The sequence below is a fragment of the Streptomyces sp. JHA26 genome (assembly GCF_002005565.1).
Taxonomy (GTDB): domain Bacteria; phylum Actinomycetota; class Actinomycetes; order Streptomycetales; family Streptomycetaceae; genus Streptomyces.
The window spans coordinates 48,730-67,903 of record NZ_BDJC01000037.1 but is presented as its reverse complement, the minus strand read 5'-3'; the positions used below and the strand labels follow the sequence as shown (position 1 = coordinate 67,903).

Here is a 19,174-nt window from a genome sequence, read left to right as displayed (position 1 = left end):
CAGTCATGCGCGCGTCAGCGGAACCGGCGCACCCCCGACGGGGTCACCACCGCGTCCACCGGCCGGTCGTGCGGCTCCTCGGGAACGTGCGCGACGACCTCCCGGTCGTACAGCAGGACCAGCAGCGCGGGCCGTGCGCCCGCCCGCTCCAGCCGCGCGAGGACCCGGTCGTAGGACCCGCCGCCGCGCCCCAGCCGCATGCCGCGCTCGTCGACCGCGAGGCCCGGCAGCAGCACGACGTCGGCGCCGGTCACCGCGTCCGGGCCGAGGCGCTCGCCGACGGGTTCGTACAGCGCCATCCGCCCGCCGTGCCGCACGCGCGCGAGGGAGTCCTCCCCGGCGTAGACGCCCCAGTCCAGGTCGTTGTCGGGCAGCAGCGCCGGCAGCAGCACGCGCACGCCCCGCGCGCGCAGCGCGTCCAGCAGCGCGAGGGTGCCCGGTTCGGCGCCCACGGAGACGTACGCCGCCACGACCTCCGCCCCCGCGACCTCGGGCAGTGCGAGCGCCCGTGAGGCCAGCGCGTCCGCCGCCCCGCGCACCTCGTCCGCCGTCAAGCCGTCCCTCACCTCGAGGAACTCCCGCCGCAGGGCCCGCTTGCCGGACCCGCCGGCATGTCCGCTGAACGTCAAAAGTCCCTCCTGTACCGTTCTTGTGTGCTCATATGAGCGCGGGCGGTCCGGAGTTGCGGATCCGCCCGAAGTCACCGGATATGGTGGCGGGCATGACTCAGTCCCACCCCAGGATCAGCAAGGCTGTCATCCCCGCAGCCGGACTTGGTACCCGGTTCCTGCCGGCCACCAAAGCCACTCCCAAGGAGATGCTGCCGGTCGTCGACAAGCCGGCGATCCAGTACGTGGTCGAAGAGGCCGTCTCCGCGGGTCTCGGCGACGTCCTCATGGTCACGGGCCGCAACAAGCGTCCCCTCGAGGACCACTTCGACCGCAACTACGAGCTGGAGTCCGCCCTCCAGAAGAAGGGCGACGCGAGCCGGCTGGCCAAGGTCCAGGAGTCCAGCGACCTCGCGATGATCCACTACGTCCGCCAGGGCGACCCCAAGGGACTCGGTCACGCCGTGCTGTGCGCCGCCCCGCACGTCGGTGACGAGCCCTTCGCGGTCCTGCTCGGCGACGACCTGATCGACCCGCGCGACCCGCTGCTGCAGCGCATGATCGACGTGCAGGCGCGGTACGGCGGCAGCGTCATCGCCCTCATGGAGGTCGAGCCCGAGCAGATCCACCTCTACGGCTGCGCCGCCGTCGAGGCCACCGAGGACGGCGACGTCGTCAAGGTGAGCGGACTGGTCGAGAAGCCCGAACCGGCCGACGCCCCCTCCAACTACGCCATCATCGGCCGTTACGTCCTCGACCCGCACGTCTTCGGCATACTGCGCAAGACCGAGCCCGGCCGCGGCGGTGAGATCCAGCTCACCGACGCCCTCCAGCAGCTCGCGGAGGACGAAAAGGTCGGCGGCCCGGTGCACGGCGTCGTCTTCAAGGGCCGCCGCTACGACACCGGTGACCGCGGCGACTACCTGCGTGCCATCGTCAGGCTCGCGTGCGAACGTGAGGACCTGGGCCCCGACTTCCGGACCTGGCTCCGCAGTTACGTAGCCGAGGAGATGTAACGACGTTGAGCAGCGCCGAGCCCCGTGACACCGGCCACGACCACGCAGGAGCGGACTTCGGTCCCGACCGGCTGTGGTCGGTGCAGGACCACCTGGACGACATCCTCGCCACCGTCCGCCCCCTGGAACCCATCGAGCTGAACCTGCTCGACGCCCAGGGGTGCGTCCTGGTCGACGACATCACGGTGCCCCTCTCGCTGCCGCCGTTCGACAACAGCTCCATGGACGGGTATGCGGTGCGGGTCGCCGACGTGGCGGGGGCGAGCGAGGAGTACCCCGCCGTCCTGGAGGTCGTCGGCGACGTCGCCGCCGGCCGGGCCGACCCGCCGTCCGTGGGCCCCGGCCAGGCCGCCCGCATCATGACCGGCGCCCCGCTGCCGCCCGGCGCCGAGACCGTCGTCCCCGTCGAGTGGACGGACGGCGGCCTCGGCGAGGGCCCGGTCGCCGGGATGCGGGCCCGCAGCCTCGCCCCCGAGGGCGCCGAGGGGCAGGTCCACGTGTACCGGCCGGCCGGGGCACGCGCGCACGTGCGCGCGGCGGGCAGCGACGTGAGGTCCGGCGACCGGGCCCTGGAGGCCGGAACGGTCCTCGGGCCGCCGCAGATCGCCCTGCTCGCCGCGATCGGGCGCGGCCGGGTCCGGGTGCACCCCCGCCCGCGCGTGGTGGTGCTCTCCACCGGCAGCGAACTCGTCCAGCCCGACGAGGCGCTGGCCCACGGTCAGATCTACGACTCCAACAGCTTCGCCCTCACCGCCGCCGCCCGCGACGCCGGCGCCATCGCCTACCGCGTGGGCGCGGTCGCCGACGACGCCGAGACGCTGCGGAGCACCATCGAGGACCAGCTCGTCCGTGCCGACCTGATGGTCACCACCGGCGGGGTCAGCGTCGGGGCGTACGACGTGGTCAAGGAGGCCCTCGCCCACGTCGCCGACGAGGACGAGCCGGGCAGCGGCGTGGAGTTCCGCAAGCTCGCCATGCAGCCCGGCAAGCCCCAGGGCTTCGGCTCCGTCGGCCCCGACCACACCCCGCTGCTCGCCCTGCCGGGCAACCCGGTGTCGTCGTACGTCTCCTTCGAACTGTTCGTGCGCCCCGCGATCCGTGCCCTCATGGGCCTCGCCGACGTGCACCGCCCGACCGTCACCGCGACCCTCGCCGCCGAGAAGGCGCTGACCTCGCCCCAGGGCCGCCGACAGTTCCTGCGCGGCACCTTCGCCGACGGGACGGTCACCCCGGTCGGCGGCGCCGGGTCCCACCTCGTGGCGGCCCTCGCGCACGCCGACGCGCTGATCGTCGTCCCCGAGGACGTCGAATCGGTCGAGCCCGGCACCGAGGTCGAGGTGGTCCTGCTCCGCTGACCCCGCCCGGTTGGCGGTACCGTGTCGCGCACAGCAGGCCCACGCGCCGCACCGCGCCGGGCCCGGACCGGGAGCGCCACACAGCATGAGCACGCAGGACCGACCCACGCAGGACGGCCAGGACACGCAGGACCGGCTGACGCACATCGACGAGGCGGGCGCCGCCCGCATGGTCGACGTGTCCGCCAAGGACGTGACCGCACGCACCGCACGCGCCAGCGGACGCGTCCTGGTCGCGCCCCGCGTGGTCGAGCTGCTGCGCGGCGAGGGGGTCCCCAAGGGCGACGCCCTGGCCACCGCCCGGATCGCGGGCATCATGGGCGCCAAGCGCACCCCCGATCTGATCCCGCTCTGTCACCCCTTGGCGCTCTCCGGTGTGAAACTGGACCTGTCGGTCGCGGACGACGCCGTGGAGATCACCGCCACGGTGCGGACGACGGATCGCACGGGCGTCGAGATGGAGGCGCTCACCGCGGTCTCCGTCGCCGCGCTCACCGTGGTCGACATGGTCAAGGCGGTCGACAAGGGAGCGGTCATCACGGACGTGCGCGTGGAGGAGAAGACGGGCGGCAAGTCGGGCGACTGGAGCCGGTCATGACGCCGGACGCGTCGATCGGGGGCGCCCTCGTCGCCCCGTACAGCGCCCTGGTGGTCACCGCCTCCAACCGGGCCGCCGCCGGTGTCTACGAGGACAGGGGCGGCCCGCTGATCGCCGAGGGCCTCGGCCGCTTCGGCTTCGCCGTCGACGGCCCGCAGGTCGTCCCCGACGGCGACCCCGTGGAGGCCGCCCTGCGCGCGGGCGTGGAGGCGGGCTACGACGTGATCGTCACCACCGGCGGCACCGGCGTCTCGCCCACCGACCGCACCCCCGAGGCGACCCGGGCGGTGCTCGACCACGAGGTCCCCGGCATCGCCGAGGCGATTCGCGCGCACGGCCGCGACAAGGTGCCCACCGCGGCGCTCTCCCGCGGCCTGGCCGGGGTGGCGGGCGGGACGCTGATCGTCAACCTGCCGGGTTCCACCGGCGGCGTGAAGGACGGCCTCGCGGTCCTGGAGCCCCTGCTGAAGCACGCCGTGGACCAGCTCCGCGGCGGTGACCACCCCAGACCCTCCGACAGCGGGGGTGCGAGCTGAACGGCCCGTCCTGGCCCGTCGAGCTGGTGGACGGCGACATCGTCCTCCGGCCCATAAAGCTGCGCGACCAGCGGGCGTGGCGCGAGGTCAACCGGCGCAACCGCGACTGGCTGCGCCCCTGGGAGGCGACCATCCCGCCGCCCGCGCCCGGCGGGCCGCTCGCGCACCGGCCGACGTACCGCCAGATGGTCCGCCACCTGCGGTCCGAGGCGAACGCCGGCCGGATGCTGCCCTTCGTCATCGAGTACCAGGGACGGCTGGTCGGCCAGTTGACGGTGGCCGGGATCACCTGGGGCTCGATGTGCTCCGGCCACGTCGGCTACTGGGTGGACGAGGCGGTGGCCGGGCGCGGGGTGATGCCCACGGCCGTCGCGATGGCCGTGGACCACTGTTTCCGCACCGTCGGCCTGCATCGCGTCGAGGTCTGTATTCGCCCCGAGAACGGGCCCAGCCGCCGGGTCGTGGAGAAACTCGGATTCCGCGAGGAGGGCCTCAGGCCGCGTTATCTCCACATCGACGGCGGATGGCGCGACCATCTCGTGTTCGCGCTCACCGCGGAAGAGGTACCGGAGGGGCTGCTGCGGCGCTGGCACCGGTCACGGGAGCGGAGCACGCGGAACAGCCCGGGCAATCCGGGCCCGGCGGAACACCGGAATTGAATAAACGTTCGAATTTGATCGGGGTGCGGCGTTGCGGAAGACGTCGTGGAAGCGGATAAATCCGTGACTTCGACGGTCGGTTGGTCGCATCGGTCGCAAAAAAAGCTCGAAATATCAGCCGGATCGTGCGACACACCGGCCCAATTGGCGGATGGCCCCGTGCAAACCCCTCTACCGTGTGAGATGTGAGCAGCAGCGGCCTCATCTACGCAGTCATCGTCGGGGCCTGGGCCGCCTACTTGGTGCCGATGTGGCTCCGTAGGCAGGACGAGCTGAACGAAGCCCGTCCGACGGAACGCTTCAGCACCGCCATCCGGCTGCTGTCCGGACGGGCGGGCATGGAGCGCCGGTACGCCAAGGACCTGCAGTCGCGCTCCGCCGACGAGGCGGAGTTCGACGCCGTCGCCCCGGACACCGCCACCGGCTCGGTGGACGTCCGGGCGTTCGCCGTGTCCAGGACCCGTCGGCACACCCGGCCGGTCCCGCAGGACGCGGCGGAGCGGCCCGCGCCGGACCACGCCGGGACGGACGGAGACGCCGACCGCGACAGATCCGCGCAGGCCCCCGAGTCCGGTGCCGCACCGGCCCGCAGGGGCGTGCCGCCCGCCCGCCGCGCCCCCGCCTCACCGGCGGCGGCCCGTGCCCGGCGCATGAAGGTGCTCGCACGCCGTCGGCGTACCACCATGATGCTCTTCCTGGCCTTCACGCTCGGCTCGGTGGTCGCCGCGGTCGGCGGACTGGCGTTCCTGTGGGCGCCCGGCGTGCCCGCGGTGCTGCTCAGCGCCTACATCGCCTACCTGCGGTCCCAGGAACGCCGCCGGTTCGCCTTCCAGATGGACCGCCGTCAGGCCGAGGCCGCCGCACAGCGGCTGCGTGAACGCCAGCCGCGCCGGCGCGTCCCCGCCGACGCCGCCGGCGCCCCCGAGGCCGAGGAGCCGGACGAGGCGCCCGACGCCGAACCCGACCCCGGGCTCTCCGCGCTCGCCGCGGACCGCCGGGCGCTGGTGGAGCAGACCGACCACGCCGAGTGGGTCGACCAGCAGCGCGAACGGGAGCGACGGCCCGGCCAGGGCGACAGCTGGGACCCCGTGCCGGTCCCCCTGCCCACCTACGTCACCGCCCCGGTCGCCCCCCGCGCCACACCCGACGTGGATCTCGCGGCGCCCGACGCCTGGAGCTCGGCCCGCTCCAGCGCGGTCACCCCGGACCGGACGGAGGGGGACGCGGAGGCCCGGCCGGCACCGGACGGCCCGGCCGGCCGCGCCGAGGGCCGACCCGAGGACCGGTCCGAGGGCTCCGGCCGCGGCGACGCCCGCCGCACCGGGTCCGCCCGCCGCGCCCGGGGGCGGGGCCGGACACCGCTGTTCGACCAGTACGAGGACGGCGACCGCCCCCGCGCGGCCAACGAATAGCGTGCCCGGAGCCCACCCCCGCCCGGGCTCCGGGAAGGGATTTTTGAGCAGGCCGATCGGGGTGCTAAAGTTTCACTCGTTGCAAGGGCCTGTGGCGCAGTCCGGTAGCGCACCTCGTTCGCATCGAGGGGGCCAGGGGTTCAAATCCCCTCAGGTCCACGCAGCATGAAGCCCCTGTCAGTGGTTACTGGCAGGGGCTTCATCGTGTTCCCGGGAGTCGCGCCGGCCGCCCGTGCCGGCGATGCCCGTGTTCCCCGCCACCCCCGCCCGTCCGGTGTGCACGGGGTCCGCGAAACCGCGAGGGGACCCTCCGGACCGGTGCGGCGGGGGCGGGACTTGGGGGGAGCGGGGCTCGGGGCAGCGGGTGAACCCGTCCGCGTGCGGCCTACGGGGTCCGGAGGGCCTTCGCGTAGCAGAGGCTCTCCTCGTGGAAGCGGTAGTAGCCGAACTTCTTGCAGGGCTCGTAGCCGCTGGACAGGTACAGGGCGACGGCCTCCGGCTGCTTGGTGCCGGTCTCCAGGACCATCCGGAGCCGGCCGGCCGCACGGGCGTCCTCCTCCAGGGCGGCCAGCATGCGGCGGGCCAGCCCCCGGCCGCGCATCTGCTCGATCACGAACATCCGCTTGAGCTCGGCGTCCCCGTCGCGGTTGCCCTCGTCGTTGGCGTCCTGACGGCGCCAGCCGCCGGAGGCGACCGGGACGTCGTTCTCGTCGTACGCGATCAGGTAGAGACCGTTCGGCGGCGCGAAGTCCGCGGCGTCGAGGTGCGTGGCGTCGCCGCCGTCGCCGTAGCGGACGTCGTACTCGGCCTGGACCTCGTCGTTCAGCTTCACGGCGTCGGGGTGGTCGAAGGGGACCCGGCGTATGTTCATTCTTCCTACCGTATATCGATGCACTGTCCGGAGCGGGACATCGTCCAGTGTGCCGGTATCGTGCGCTGATGCTCACCGTGACCTCCGTGAACGTGAACGGTCTGCGCGCCGCCGCGAAGAAGGGCTTCGTGGAATGGCTCGCGGGCACCTCCGCCGACGTGCTGTGCCTCCAGGAGGTACGGGCCGAGCCCGGACAACTGCCCGAGCACGTGCGCGCCCCCGACGGCTGGCACGTGACGCACGCCCCCGCCGCCGCCAAGGGCCGCGCCGGTGTCTCCCTCTACACCCGCCGCGAGCCCGACCGCGTACGGGTCGGCTTCGGCTCGCCGGAGTTCGACACCGCCGGCCGGTACGTCGAGGCCGACCTGCCGGGTGTGACGGTCGCCTCCCTCTACCTGCCCTCCGGCGAGGTCGGCACCGAGCGCCAGGAGGAGAAGGTCCGCTTCATGGACGAGTTCCTCGCCCACCTCAAGGGCCTGCGCGAGCGCGCCGCCGCCGAGGGACGCGAGGTCGTGGTCTGCGGCGACTGGAACATCGCCCACCGCGAGGCCGACCTGAAGAACTGGCGCGCCAACCGGAAGAACTCCGGCTTCCTGCCGGAGGAGCGCGCGTGGCTGGGCCGCGTCCTCGACCCGGCCGACGGCGGCTACGTGGACGTCGTCCGCGCCCTGCACCCCGACGTGGAGGGGCCGTACACGTGGTGGTCGTACCGGGGGCGGGCCTTCGACAACGACTCGGGGTGGCGGATCGACCTCCAGGTGGCCACCCCGGGGCTGGCGGCCCGGGCCGTCGAGGGGTACGTCGAGCGGGCCGCCACGCACGCCGAGCGCTGGTCGGACCATGCGCCGGTGACCGTCGTCTACGGCCGCTGACCCCCGTCCGACCCCTTCCGCAGCCGTCGGTCCAGAGCCAGGGAGAGTTCCGCCTCGACCACGCTGCGGGCCAGGGGGCGCAGGCGGTGGAGGTCCTGCTCGGGGGCGTGACGCAGGATCAGGTCGGCGAAGAGCTCGGCGAGGGCGTCGGCGTGGTCGCGGACGCGTTTGCCGGCGTCCAGGACCTCGGCGAGGGGTATGCCCTCGCGGACCAGGGCGGAGGAGACGTCCAGCAGGCGGTGGCTGATGTGGACGAGTTCGTCGCCGTCGGTGCCGAGGTAGCCCAGCTCCATGGCGGCGGCGAGGTTCTCCGGGGTGACCTCGCCCTCGAAGCGGGCGGCGAGTTCCTCGGGGGTGAGGCGGACCGGGGTCTCCTCGGTGGGTTCGCCGAGGCCGAGCAGGTCGCCGACGTCGCGGCCGTGTTCGAAGGCGTCGGCGAGCTCCGCGATGCCGTTGAGGGTGTGGCCGCGTTCCAGGAGGGCGGCGATGGTGCGCAGGCGGGCCAGGTGGTGGTCGTCGTACCAGGCGATGCGGCCCTCGCGGCGGGGCGGCGGGATCAGTTTGCGTTCGCGGTAGAAGCGCAGGGTGCGCACCGTGATGCCGGCCAGCCGGGCCAGTTCCTCCATGCGGTACTCGCGTGGGCCCTCGGGCCGTCCAGCGTCTCCAGCGTCTTCTGCCACGCCGGAAAGCCTATGCCGTACCGGCGGTACCCGCGGCGGTGGTCGCCGAGGTGAAAGTCCTTGTCGCCCCCTACCCATCAGTACGGAGCTGTTCTACCCTCCCCATTGCGCCAGTGTTCACTGGCAGAGTTCTAGGCGATGCGTGGAGGCTTCGGGATGGCCGAGCACGAGCAGGTTCGAGAACACGTGCGGGTGGCGGTGATCGGGTCCGGCTTCGGCGGGCTGGGCGCCGCGGTGCGGCTGCGCCGTGAGGGGATCACCGACTTCGTCGTCCTCGAGAGGTCCGACAGCGTCGGCGGCACCTGGCGGGACAACAGCTACCCGGGGTGCGCCTGTGACGTGCCGTCCCATCTGTACTCGTTCTCCTTCGCGCCCAACCCGGAGTGGCCGCGCACCTTCTCGGGGCAGCGGCACATCCGGGCGTACCTGGAGCACGTGGCCGACACCTTCGGGCTGCGCCCCCACCTCCGCTTCGACTCGGAGGTGAAGCGGATGGCGTGGGACGGCGAGCAGCTGCGGTGGGAGATCGAGACCGTGCGCGGCACGCTCACCGCCGACGTCGTCGTCTCCGCGACCGGCCCGCTGTCCGACCCCAAGGTCCCGGACATCCCCGGCCTCGACTCCTTCCCCGGCAAGGTCTTCCACTCGGCCCGCTGGGACCACGACCACGACCTCACCGGCAAGCGCGTCGCCGTGATCGGCACCGGCGCCTCCGCCATCCAGATCGTGCCGTCCATCCAGCCGAAGGTCGGCCGCCTCACCCTCTTCCAGCGCACCCCGGCCTGGGTGATGCCCCGCATGGACCGGCCGATCAGCGGCGCCGAACGCGCCCTGCACCGGGCGCTGCCGGTCACCACCAAGCTGCGCCGCGGCCTGCTGTGGGGCATCCGGGAGCTCCAGGTGCAGGCCTTCACCAAGCACCCGAACGAGCTGGGCTTCGTCGAGAAGATCGCCCGGCGCAACATGGCCGCCGCGATCAAGGACCCGGCCCTGCGCGCCAAGCTCACCCCCGACTACCGCATCGGCTGCAAGCGGATCCTGCTGTCGAGCACGTACTACCCGGCGCTCGCCCGGCCCAACGTGGACGTGATCGCGAGCGGTCTCACCGAGGTCCGCGGCAGCACCCTCGTCGGCGCCGACGGCAGCGAGACCGAGGCCGACGTGATCATCTTCAGCACCGGCTTCCACGTCACGGACATGCCCATCGCCGAGCGGGTCGTGGGCGCGGACGGGCGGACCCTCGCCGAGACCTGGAAGGGCGGCATGGAGGCCCTGCGCGGCGCCACGGCGGCCGGCTTCCCCAACTTCATGACGATCATCGGGCCCAACACCGGCCTCGGGAACTCGTCCATGATCCTCATGATCGAGTCGCAGCTGAACTACCTGGCCGACTACCTGCGCCAGTTGAACGTCCTCGGCGGAAGGGTCGCCCTGGACGCCCGTTCCACCGCGGTGCGGGGGTGGAACCACCGGGTGCAGGAGCGCATGAAGCGCACCGTGTGGAACACCGGCGGCTGCACCAGCTGGTACCTGGACCCGAGCGGCCGCAACACCACCATCTGGCCCGGCACGACCGCCGAGTTCCGGCGTGCGACACGGCGGGTGGACCTCGCCGAGTACGAGGTGCTGCGCGCCCCGGCCGCCCGGAAGGCCCCCGCCGCGAAGAGCGCGGAGGTGGGCGCGTGAGCCGCCTCGCCCACGTCGCCTCCGGGCCCTACGCCCCGCCCGAGCCCGCCCGCGTGCTGACCGTCGCCTCCGCCGACGGCGCCCGGCTGCACGTCGAGGTGCACGGCCCCGACGACGCGCCCGCGGTCGTCCTGTCCCACGGCTGGACCTGCTCGACCGCCTTCTGGGCGGCGCAGATCCGCGGCCTGTCCGCCGACCACCGGGTCATCGCCTACGACCAGCGCGGTCACGGCCGCAGTCCGGCGAGTCGGGCGTGCGGCACCGACGCCCTCGCCGACGACCTCGAGGCCGTGCTGAAGGCGACGCTCGCACCGGGGGAGAGGGCCGTGATCGCCGGGCACTCCATGGGCGGGATGACGGTCCTGGCCGCCGCCGCGCGGCCGGCACTGCGCGAGCACGCCGCGGCCGTTCTGCTGTGCAGCACGGGCAGTTCGAAGCTGGTGGCGTCCGCGACGGTGCTGCCGCTGCGGGAGGGCCCGGTGCGCACCTGGCTGACCCGGCGGATCCTCGGCTCCCGGGCACCGCTCGGACCGGTCACGCCGCTGGCGCTCAGGATCCTCAAGTACGGCACGATGGGCCCGGGTTCGGCCGCGCACATGGTCGAGGCCTGCGCCCGCATCGTGCACGCCTGCCCGCGCGGAGCGCGCCACGCCTGGTCGCAGGTGCTCGACCTGCTCGACCTCGACCACGGCGTACGGGAGTTGGACCTGCCGGTCGAGGTGGTCGTCGGGACCGCCGACCGGCTGACCCCGCCCGTGCACGCCCGCGCGCTGGCGGCGGCCCTGCCCGACTGCGTGGGCCTGACGGAACTCCCGGGGATCGGCCACATGACGCCGGTGGAGGCGCCGGAGCTGGTCACCGGGAGGATACGCGCGCTCGCCGCCGCCCACATACCCGCCGCGTCCGCGCAGCCGGACGCCGTACACGTCGAGGAGAGCGCATGAGCAGGGTGAGCCTGGAAGGACGCGTCGCCGTCGTCACCGGGGCGGCGCGGGGCGTCGGGGAGCTGCTGGCCCGCAAGCTCTCCGCACGCGGGGTGAAGGTGGCCCTGGTCGGGCTGGAGCCGGACGGGCTCAAGCAGGTCGCGGCGCGGCTGCACACCGAGTGCGAGGTCTGGCACGCCGACGTCACCGACCACGAGGTGATGACCCGGGTCGCCGGCGAGGTGCGGGAACGGTTCGGCAAGGTCGACATCGTGGTCGCCAACGCCGGTGTGGCCACCGGCGGTCCGTTCGTCGACTCCGACCCGGCGTCCTGGCGGCGGGTCATCGAGGTCAACCTGATCGGCTCGGCGGTGACGGCCCGCGCCTTCCTGCCGGCGCTGCTGGAGAGCCGCGGTTACCTGCTGCAGATCGCGTCCCTGGCCGCCATCACGCCCGCGCCGATGATGACCGCCTACTGCGCTTCCAAGTCCGGCGTGGAGGCGTACGCGCACAGCCTGCGCGCCGAGGTCGGCCACCGGGGCGTGAAGGTCGGCGTCGGCTACCTGTCCTGGACCGACACCGACATGGTGCGCGGCGCCGACCAGGACGACGTCATGCGGGAGTTGCGGCAGCGGCTGCCGTGGCCGTCGAACAAGACGTATCCGCTGGGCCCGGCGGTGGACCGGCTCGTGGAGGGCGTCGAACGCCGGGCGAGCCACGTCTACGGGCAGTGGTGGCTGCGCGGCATGCAGGGCGTGCGCGGGTACCTGCCGGCCGTCATCGGCACCGTCGGGCAGCGCGAGATGCGGCGCTTCGCGGACCGGCTGGACGGCATGCGCACGGGGCTGGTCGGGGCGGGCGGAGCCGCCGACGAACAGCACCGGACGACCGCGGCTACGGACCGTCACTGATCGACATGCGCAGGGTCACCGCCCGTGTGAATCTGATCGGGCCCGGCCGATCCGGCCGGCCCGAAACACCACAGGAGTGAACCCACATGGGTATCAAGGACCAGTTCCAGGACAAGGCCGAGCGCATGCAGCAGCAGGGCAAGCAGCGTGCCGAGCAGGGCAAGCAGCGCGCCGAGCAGGCCAAGGACCAGATGCACAACCGCGACCGCCGTCGCGACGAGGACGAGATGGACCCGTCCTCGCGCCGCCGGGACGCGGACGAGCGCATCGGGGAGAGCTACGACGCCTGACGCGCCGCGCTGAGTAGAGGAGGCGCCCTCCGCCGCACGGAGGGCGCCTTTCCCGTGCGCCGGGGGTGACGCCCTCCGGCTGTCACCTCCGGGGGGGCGTCACCCCCGGGGCGGCAGCGGCGGCCGGGAGCGGTCCGGTACGTCGTCGTAACCGGGCGGTGTCGCGGACGGGTTGGTCTCCAGCAGCTCCAGCGCGAGCCGCACCGCCTCGTCCAGCACCGGGTAGCGGCCCTCGGCCCAGTCCAGCGGGGTGCGCAGCGCCTCCACGTCGGGGGCGACGCCGTGGTTCTCCACGGACCAGCCGTAGGCGTCGAACCAGGCCGCGTTCATCGGCACCGTGATCACCGTGCCGTCGCCCAGGCGGTGCCGGCCGGTCATGCCGACCACACCGCCCCAGGTGCGCTGGCCGACCACCGGGCCGAGCCGCAGCAGCTTGAAGGCGGCCGTGATCATGTCGCCGTCGGAGGACGTCGCCTCGTCCGCGAGCGCCACCACCGGCCCGCGCGGGGCGTTGGAGGTGTACGACACCGGCTGGGCGTCGCGCGTCAGGTCCCAGCCCAGGATCGTGCGCGTCAGCTTCTCGATGACCAGTTCGCTGATGTGCCCGCCCGCGTTGCCGCGCACGTCCACGATCAGCGCGGGCCGGGACACCTCCATGCGCAGGTCGCGGTTGAACTGCGCCCAGCCGGAGCCGCCCATGTCGGGGATGTGCAGGTAGCCGCAGCGTCCGCCGCTCAACTCCCGCACCACCTCGCGGCGCTTGGTCACCCAGTCCTGGTAGCGCAGCGGACGCTCGTCGATCAGCGGGACGACGGCGACCCGGCGGGCGGGGCCCGGCCCGCCCTCGGCCGGGGAGAAGGTGAGCTCCACGGTCGTCCCGCCCGCGCCGGCGAGCAGCGGGGTCGGTCCCGCCACCGGGTCGACCGGGCGGCCGTCCACGTGGGTGAGGACGGCGCCCTCGCGGATGCCCGTGCCGGCCAGCGGCGAACGGGCCTTGGAGTCGGAGGAGTCGCCGGGCAGGATCCGCTTGACGATCCAGCGGCCGTCCCGGCACACGAAGTTGGCGCCGAGCAGGCCCTGCCAGCGCTGGTAGTGCGCCGGGCCCTCGTTGCGCCGGGCGGCGGCGACGTAGGCGTGCGAGGTGCCCAGTTCGCCGAGGACCTCGCGCAGCAGGTCGGCGAACTCGTCCGGGGTGGCGACCCGTTCGACCAGCGGGCGGTACTGGTCCAGCACCGCGTCCCAGTCGATGCCGCACATGCCGGGGTCCCAGAAGTGGGCGCGGATCAGCCGGCCCGCCTCCTCGTACGCCTGGCGCCACTCGGCGGCCGGGTCGGCCTCGTGCAGGATGCGGCGCAGGTCGATCCAGGTGGTCGAGTCCCCGTCGCCCGCCTCGGTCGCCGGCACGGCGCGCAGGTCGCCCTCGTCGAGCACGACCAGCCGGGTGCCGTCGCCGCTGACCCGGAACCAGTCGAGGTGGTTGACCAGTTCGGACTTCTTCGCCTTGGCGAGGTTGAAGTGCTCCAGGGTGGGGCGCTCGCTCGGGTCGTCCGGGTTGGCGAAGGTCTCGCCGAGCGCGCCCGAGATCGGCCAGCGCAGCCAGACCAGGCCGCCGCCCGCGACCGGGTGCAGCGCCGAGTACTTGGAGGCGGCCACCGGGAACGGCGTCACCCGCGCCTCCAGCCCCTCCGCCTCCACGGTCACCGGGCCGCCCTCGCCGGCCTCGTCCTCCAGCGGGTCCAGACCGCCGGCGGCCGGGCGGCCCTCGGGGTTCAGCGCGAAGGGGGAGGGGGTCGCCGACGACAGCGGCACCAGGTAGGGGCGGCAGCCCAGCGGGAAGGACAGGTCCCCGGTGTGCACGTCGTACACCGGGTCGAAGCCGCGCCAGGACAGGAACGCGAGGTAGCGGCCGTCGCTGGTGAACACCGGGTTCTCGTCCTCGAAGCGGCCGTTGGTCACGTCGACGACGACCGGCCCGTCCGGTCCGTCGATGCGGGCCATCCTGATCTGCCGCAACGAGCGCCCGATCCCGGGGTGGGACCACGTCAGCCACGCACCGTCCGGGGAGAAGGCGAGGTCGCGGACGGGGCCGTTGACCGACCGGATCAACTCGGTGACGACGCCGTCGCCGGCGCCGTCCGCGCCGCCGGTGTCCTCGCCGGTCGCCCCGACGTCCGGGCCCTCTGCCCGCGGCTCCGCCCCGGCGGCCCCCGCGCCGCTCGGCTCCGCCCCGGCGGCCCCCGCGCCGTCGTCCGGGTCGGCTGCGCCGTCACCGGCCGCCTCCAGCGCCTCGGCGGCCTCCGTCTCCTCCGACACGTCGAGCAGCAGCAGCCGCCCGTCGTGCGAGGCGACGGCGAGGCGTCCGCCCGCCGGGTCCGAGACCAGCTCCAGCACCCGGCCGAGCCTGCCCGAGGCCAGTCGCCGGGGCGCGCGGCCGCCCGTCGCCCGCGGCAGGTAGGAGATCTCGACGGCGTCCTCGCCGTCCGCGTCCGTCACGTAGGCGATCCGTCCGCTCGCCCCCAGCATCTCGGGGAGCCGGACCCGTACGCCCGGGGTGTCGGCGAGGGTGCGTGCCGGGCCGTCGCGGTGGGTGAGCCAGTACAGGCTGCCGCGCACGACGACGGCGCTCGCGCGGCCCGTCTCGTCGACGGAGAGGCCGCCCACGTTCTGGGCGGCGGGCACCTGGTACGTGCGCCGTCCCGCGCGCGGCCCGCTCAGCCGGACGTCGAGGCGGCGCGGCACCGAGCCGGGCGAGAGGTCGTCGACGATCCACAGGTCGCCCGCGCACTGGTACACCACACGCGTGCCGTCGCTGGAGGCGTGGCGGGCGTAGAAGGCGTCGTGGTCGGTGTGGCGGCGCAGGTCGGAGCCGTCGTGGGCGCACGAGTAGAGGTTGCCGACGCCTTCGTGGTCGGAGAGGAACGCGATCCGGCCGCCGACGAACATGGGGGAGTCGAGGTGCCCGTCCAGGTCCGCGAGCAGGCGCTGCCCGTGCAGCCACAGCCGGCCGGTGGCGCCGCCCCGGTAGCGCTTCCAGGCGGCGGGTTCGTGCGGCGGGGTGCCGGTGAGCAGGAGCGACCTGCGCTCGCCGGCCAGGTCCGCCACCTGGATGTCGGTGACCGGGCCCCAGGGCAGCTTGCGGCCGGGGTCGCCGTCGAGGGAGATCTTGTAGGCCCAGGTCAGGTGCGAGAAGGGCTCGCCGTGGGAGGCGACGGCCAGGACGGCGCCGGTGCCGTCGGGGCCGGGCGGCGTCCAGCCGCAGACACGGGTGTCGAGGCCTCCCCAGTGGGTGAGCCGGCGTCCGGGCCCGCCGTCCACCGGCACGAGGTGGACCTCCGGCACCAGGGTGCGCCAGCTGGTGTAGGCGATGTGGCGGCCGTCCGGGGAGAAGCGGGGGTGGCCCGCCTTGGTGCGGTCGACGGTGAGCCGCCAGGCGCGGCCCGGACCGTCGAGGTCGGCGAGCCAGAGATCGTCCTCGGCCACGAAGCACAGCCGGTCGCCGCTGAGGTGGGGAAGGCGCAGATAACTCACCCCTCCCATGCTTTGCCGCGCACAGGGCACCGGCAACTTATGGGGAGCTGACAACCGTGACCCACAACACGAACGAAACCGTTTCGTTTCGCTAGCGGAGCGGGGTACATTTCTCATGGACGAAACGGTGTCGTTCTGAACGGAGAGAGGGGAGAGCGAGATGACCGGGACCGCCACCGCGCGTCGGAGTCGGATCACTCCCGAGCGCGAGGCCGAGCTGTACGGCGCCGTGCTCGACCTGCTCCGGGAAGTCGGCTACGACGCCCTCACCATGGACGCCGTGGCCGCCCGCACCCGGTCCAGCAAGGCGACGCTCTACCGCCAGTGGGGCGGCAAGCCCGAGCTGGTGGTCAAGGCCATGCGGCACGGCAAGCCCGGCAGGACCGACGAGGTCGACACCGGCTCCCTCCGCGGTGACCTGCACGCCCTGATGGCCCGCGAGGACGACTGCACCATGGAGCAGAACTCCGCGCTGATGCGGGGTGTGGCCATGGCGCTCCACCAGAACCCGGATCTGCGCCAGGCGTTCCGGGAACAGCTCATCGAACCGGAGATGGCGGAGTTCCGGCGGCTGCTGCAACGCGCGGTCGACCGGGGCGAGGTCAGACCGGACTGCCCGGCGCTGGACTTCCTCGTGCACATGCTGGTCGGCGGTTTCGCCACCCGCACGCTGCTCGACGACCAGCCGCCGACCCGGGCCTTCCTCACCTCCTACATCGACGCCGTGATCCTCCCCGCTCTCGGCGTCCCCGCCTCCTGACACGTCCCTCCGGCAGGCCCCCCGCCTGCACCCCGTTCGAGCCCCACCTGACGTCACCGCTCACGTCGTCGGGCTGATCATCCCTGCCCTGAAGACCAACGACCTGACCGGGAGTACGCCCTCGTGGCCACATTCCTCTACAAACTCGGCCGGCTCGCCTTCCGGCGACGGCACCTCGTCGCCCTGATATGGGTGGCGCTGCTGACGCTCGCCGGTGTCGGCGCGGCCAGCGCCCCGCCCGCCGGCAACTCGTCCTTCTCCATCCCGGGCACCGAGGCCCAGAAGGCCTTCGACCTGCTCGAACAGCGCTTCCCGGGCCAGAGCGCCGACGGCGCGACCGCACGCGTCGTCTTCAAGGCGCCGGCCGGCGAGAAGATGACGGACGCCGGCCACAAGGCGACCGTCGAGAAGACCGTCGACGAGCTCGCGGACGGCTCCGAGGTCGCCTCGGTCGCCGACCCCTACACCGGCAACGCCGTCAGCAAGGACGGCACGATCGCCTACGCCTCGGTGCGCTACGACGTCTCCGGCATGGAGCTGGAGGAGTCCACCAAGGACGCCCTGGAGGACGCCGCGCAGCAGGCGCGCGACGCCGGGCTGACCGTCGAGATCGGCGGTGACGCGCTCCAGGCCGCCCCGGAGACCGGCTCCACGGAGATCATCGGCATCGCGGTCGCGGCCGTCGTCCTCGTCATCACCTTCGGCTCGCTGGTCGCGGCGGGGCTGCCGCTGCTCACCGCGCTGATCGGCGTCGGCATCGGCGTCTCGACGATCACGGCGCTGGCGAGCGCGCTGGAGCTGGGTTCCACGACCTCGATCCTGGCGATGATGATCGGCCTCGCGGTCGGCATCGACTACGCCCTGTTCATCGTCTCCCGCTACCGCGCGGAACTCGCCGAGGGCCGCGAACGCGAGGAGGCGGCCGGCCGGGCCGTCGGCACCGCGGGCTCCGCCGTGGTCTTCGCCGGCCTCACCGTGGTCATCGCCCTGGTGGGCCTAGCGGTCGTCAACATCCCGATGCTGACCAAGATGGGCGTCGCGGCGGCCGGCACGGTCGCCGTCGCGGTCCTGATCGCCCTCACGATGATCCCCGCGCTGCTCGGCTACGCGGGCCGCAGGGTCAAGCCGGCCGGTGAGAAGAGCAAGCTGCTGGGCGGCGCCCGTGCCGCGCGGAAGAAGGAGGCCGGCGAGCCCGCCAAGCCCAACATGGGCACCCGCTGGGCGAGCTTCGTCGTCCGCCGCCCCGTCGCCGTGCTCCTGCTCGGCGTCCTCGGCCTCGGCGCCGCCGCGATCCCCGCGGCCTCCCTGGAGCTGGGCCTGCCCGACGACGGTTCCCAGCCGACGTCCACGACGCAGCGCCGGGCGTACGACCTGCTGTCGGAGGGCTTCGGCGCCGGCTTCAACGGCCCGCTGATGGTCGTGGTGGACGCCAAGGGCAGCGACGCCCCGAAGGACGCGTTCGCCGCCGTCTCCGACGAGATCAAGGGCCTGGACGGCGTCGTGGCGGTGACCCCGCCCGCGCCCAACAAGGCCGGCGACACCGCGACGATCACCGTGGTCCCGGACTCCAAGCCGTCCTCCGTGCAGACCGAGGACCTGGTGCACGCCATCCGCGACGCGGGCGGCGACATCAAGGCGGACACCGGTGCGGAGACCCTGGTCACCGGCGCGACGGCGATGAACATCGACGTCAGCCAGAAGCTCAACGACGCGCTGCTGCCCTACCTGGTCCTGGTCGTCGGCCTGGCCTTCCTCCTCCTGATCGTGGTCTTCCGCTCGGTCCTGGTCCCGCTGAAGGCGGCCCTCGGCTTCCTGCTCTCCGTCATGGCGGCGCTCGGCGCGGTCGTCGCGGTCTTCCAGTGGGGTTGGCTGTCCGGCCTGATGGGCGTCGAGGAGACCGGCCCGGTCATGTCGATGATGCCGATCTTCATGGTCGGCGTGGTCTTCGGCCTGGCGATGGACTACGAGGTCTTCCTGGTCACCCGCATGCGGGAGGCGTACGTCCACGGCGAGAAGCCGAACCAGGCGGTCGTCACCGGCTTCAAGCACGGCGCACGCGTCGTCACCGCGGCCGCGGTGATCATGATGGCGGTCTTCGCGGGCTTCATCGGCTCCAGCGAGTCCATGGTCAAGATGATCGGCTTCGGCCTGGCGACCGCCGTCTTCTTCGACGCCTTCGTCGTCCGCATGGCCATCGTCCCGGCCGTCCTCGCCCTGCTCGGCAAGCGGGCCTGGTGGCTGCCGAAGTGGCTGGACCGCGTCCTGCCCAACGTGGACGTCGAGGGCGAGGGCCTGCGCACGGCCGACGACAGGCGCACCGACCCCGACGAGGACCGGGTACCGGTGCGCACCTGACGCACCGCACCCGACGACAGACCGGCCGGTGAGGGCTCCGCGGGGACGCGGCGGCCCTCACCGGCCCCGTCGTGTGCGGGGCCCGCGAACCGGGTCGCCCGCGGGCTGCGCGTA

At 73.3% G+C, this 19,174-nt stretch carries 17 protein-coding genes and 1 tRNA gene; 14 read left to right on the top strand and 4 right to left on the bottom strand.

Annotated features, from left to right (window positions below; genetic code table 11):
* Positions 1 to 14: 14 nt before the first annotated feature.
* Entirely contained in the window at positions 15 to 629 is a 615-nt protein-coding gene (locus JHAT_RS22270) for a 5-formyltetrahydrofolate cyclo-ligase (RefSeq protein WP_077800015.1), read from the bottom strand.
* Positions 630 to 721: 92 nt separating this feature from the next.
* Between JHAT_RS22270 and galU the strand changes: the two genes are divergently transcribed.
* The 7 genes from galU (at position 722) to JHAT_RS22235 (ending at position 6,343) form a co-directional block, all read left to right on the top strand.
* The gene (gene galU, locus JHAT_RS22265; protein WP_077800024.1) at positions 722 to 1,624 is read left to right on the top strand and encodes a UTP--glucose-1-phosphate uridylyltransferase GalU; all 903 of its coding nucleotides are present in this window, start codon (positions 722 to 724) and stop codon (positions 1,622 to 1,624) included.
* A gap of 5 nt (positions 1,625 to 1,629) precedes the next feature.
* Positions 1,630 to 2,979, top strand: coding sequence for a gephyrin-like molybdotransferase Glp (glp, locus tag JHAT_RS22260; RefSeq protein WP_077800014.1), 1,350 nt, complete (start codon positions 1,630 to 1,632; stop codon positions 2,977 to 2,979).
* An 85-nt stretch (positions 2,980 to 3,064) separates the two neighbouring features.
* Positions 3,065 to 3,577 (top strand): cyclic pyranopterin monophosphate synthase MoaC, encoded by a 513-nt coding sequence (gene moaC / locus JHAT_RS22255; RefSeq protein ID WP_077800013.1) that lies wholly within the window; start codon positions 3,065 to 3,067, stop codon positions 3,575 to 3,577.
* Positions 3,574 to 4,113 carry a molybdenum cofactor biosynthesis protein B gene (locus JHAT_RS22250; RefSeq protein ID WP_077800012.1) on the top strand — a complete coding sequence of 180 codons (540 nt, stop codon included), beginning with the start codon at positions 3,574 to 3,576 and terminating at the stop codon, positions 4,111 to 4,113. Before moaC ends, JHAT_RS22250 begins: the two co-directional genes overlap by 4 nt.
* Positions 4,114 to 4,139: 26 nt before the next feature.
* On the top strand, positions 4,140 to 4,772 hold the full coding sequence (locus JHAT_RS22245) for a GNAT family N-acetyltransferase (protein ID WP_253195570.1): 633 nt from the start codon (positions 4,140 to 4,142) through the stop codon (positions 4,770 to 4,772).
* Between the two features lie 185 nt (positions 4,773 to 4,957).
* On the top strand, positions 4,958 to 6,184 hold the full coding sequence (glpR, locus tag JHAT_RS22240; protein ID WP_077800010.1) for a gephyrin-like molybdotransferase receptor GlpR: 1,227 nt from the start codon (positions 4,958 to 4,960) through the stop codon (positions 6,182 to 6,184).
* Positions 6,185 to 6,269: 85 nt separating this feature from the next.
* Positions 6,270 to 6,343, top strand: a tRNA-Ala gene (locus JHAT_RS22235).
* Positions 6,344 to 6,569: 226 nt separating this feature from the next.
* On the opposite strand, the gene JHAT_RS22230 is transcribed toward JHAT_RS22235, so the two are convergent.
* The gene (locus tag JHAT_RS22230; protein WP_077800009.1) at positions 6,570 to 7,055 is read right to left on the bottom strand and encodes a GNAT family N-acetyltransferase; all 486 of its coding nucleotides are present in this window, start codon (positions 7,053 to 7,055) and stop codon (positions 6,570 to 6,572) included.
* A 68-nt stretch (positions 7,056 to 7,123) separates the two neighbouring features.
* Between JHAT_RS22230 and JHAT_RS22225 the strand changes: the two genes are divergently transcribed.
* A complete protein-coding gene (locus JHAT_RS22225) occupies positions 7,124 to 7,927 on the top strand; it encodes an exodeoxyribonuclease III (protein ID WP_171991002.1) in 804 nt (267 codons plus the stop codon).
* Here the strand turns inward: JHAT_RS22225 and JHAT_RS22220 are convergent.
* The gene (locus tag JHAT_RS22220; protein WP_077800007.1) at positions 7,915 to 8,553 is read right to left on the bottom strand and encodes a MerR family transcriptional regulator; all 639 of its coding nucleotides are present in this window, start codon (positions 8,551 to 8,553) and stop codon (positions 7,915 to 7,917) included. The two genes, JHAT_RS22225 and JHAT_RS22220, sit on opposite strands and share 13 nt — an antisense overlap.
* A gap of 210 nt (positions 8,554 to 8,763) precedes the next feature.
* Between JHAT_RS22220 and JHAT_RS22215 the strand changes: the two genes are divergently transcribed.
* The 4 genes from JHAT_RS22215 (at position 8,764) to JHAT_RS22200 (ending at position 12,417) form a co-directional block, all read left to right on the top strand.
* Complete coding sequence (locus JHAT_RS22215; RefSeq protein ID WP_077800006.1) at positions 8,764 to 10,293, top strand: NAD(P)/FAD-dependent oxidoreductase; 1,530 nt, start codon at positions 8,764 to 8,766, stop codon at positions 10,291 to 10,293.
* Complete coding sequence (locus JHAT_RS22210) at positions 10,290 to 11,237, top strand: alpha/beta fold hydrolase (RefSeq protein WP_077800005.1); 948 nt, start codon at positions 10,290 to 10,292, stop codon at positions 11,235 to 11,237. The genes JHAT_RS22215 and JHAT_RS22210 overlap by 4 nt, the downstream gene beginning before the upstream one ends.
* The gene (locus JHAT_RS22205) at positions 11,234 to 12,127 is read left to right on the top strand and encodes an SDR family oxidoreductase (RefSeq protein ID WP_077800004.1); all 894 of its coding nucleotides are present in this window, start codon (positions 11,234 to 11,236) and stop codon (positions 12,125 to 12,127) included. The genes JHAT_RS22210 and JHAT_RS22205 overlap by 4 nt, the downstream gene beginning before the upstream one ends.
* 86 nt (positions 12,128 to 12,213) lie before the next feature.
* Positions 12,214 to 12,417: a hypothetical protein gene (locus tag JHAT_RS22200; protein ID WP_077800003.1), complete on the top strand. Its 204-nt coding sequence runs from the start codon at positions 12,214 to 12,216 to the stop codon at positions 12,415 to 12,417.
* A gap of 99 nt (positions 12,418 to 12,516) precedes the next feature.
* Here the strand turns inward: JHAT_RS22200 and JHAT_RS22195 are convergent, their stop codons facing one another.
* Positions 12,517 to 15,954, bottom strand: a complete 3,438-nt coding sequence (locus tag JHAT_RS22195; RefSeq protein WP_077800002.1) for a S41 family peptidase — start codon at positions 15,952 to 15,954, stop codon at positions 12,517 to 12,519.
* 151 nt (positions 15,955 to 16,105) lie between these two features.
* Here JHAT_RS22195 and JHAT_RS22190 point away from each other — a divergent pair, with 151 nt between their 5' ends.
* On the top strand, positions 16,106 to 16,705 hold the full coding sequence (locus tag JHAT_RS22190) for a TetR/AcrR family transcriptional regulator (RefSeq protein ID WP_077800001.1): 600 nt from the start codon (positions 16,106 to 16,108) through the stop codon (positions 16,703 to 16,705).
* A gap of 123 nt (positions 16,706 to 16,828) precedes the next feature.
* Complete coding sequence (locus tag JHAT_RS22185; RefSeq protein ID WP_077800000.1) at positions 16,829 to 19,060, top strand: MMPL family transporter; 2,232 nt, start codon at positions 16,829 to 16,831, stop codon at positions 19,058 to 19,060.
* Positions 19,061 to 19,174 lie beyond the last annotated feature (114 nt).

What these genes read in the sequence shown, in the direction of transcription:
- JHAT_RS22215 (WP_077800006.1), top strand. Translation starts at nt 8,764, where the DNA reads ATGGCCGAGCACGAGCAGGTTCGAGAACACGTGCGGGTGGCGGTGATC.
- JHAT_RS22250 (WP_077800012.1), top strand. Translation starts at nt 3,574, where the DNA reads ATGACGCCGGACGCGTCGATCGGGGGCGCCCTCGTCGCCCCGTACAGC.
- galU (WP_077800024.1), top strand. Translation starts at nt 722, where the DNA reads ATGACTCAGTCCCACCCCAGGATCAGCAAGGCTGTCATCCCCGCAGCC.
- JHAT_RS22225 (WP_171991002.1), top strand. Translation starts at nt 7,124, where the DNA reads ATGCTCACCGTGACCTCCGTGAACGTGAACGGTCTGCGCGCCGCCGCG.
- JHAT_RS22200 (WP_077800003.1), top strand. Translation starts at nt 12,214, where the DNA reads ATGGGTATCAAGGACCAGTTCCAGGACAAGGCCGAGCGCATGCAGCAG.
- JHAT_RS22220 (WP_077800007.1), bottom strand. Translation starts at nt 8,553, where the DNA reads ATGGAGGAACTGGCCCGGCTGGCCGGCATCACGGTGCGCACCCTGCGC.
- moaC (WP_077800013.1), top strand. Translation starts at nt 3,065, where the DNA reads ATGAGCACGCAGGACCGACCCACGCAGGACGGCCAGGACACGCAGGAC.
- JHAT_RS22195 (WP_077800002.1), bottom strand. Translation starts at nt 15,954, where the DNA reads ATGGGAGGGGTGAGTTATCTGCGCCTTCCCCACCTCAGCGGCGACCGG.
- JHAT_RS22205 (WP_077800004.1), top strand. Translation starts at nt 11,234, where the DNA reads ATGAGCAGGGTGAGCCTGGAAGGACGCGTCGCCGTCGTCACCGGGGCG.
- JHAT_RS22190 (WP_077800001.1), top strand. Translation starts at nt 16,106, where the DNA reads ATGACCGGGACCGCCACCGCGCGTCGGAGTCGGATCACTCCCGAGCGC.
- JHAT_RS22230 (WP_077800009.1), bottom strand. Translation starts at nt 7,055, where the DNA reads ATGAACATACGCCGGGTCCCCTTCGACCACCCCGACGCCGTGAAGCTG.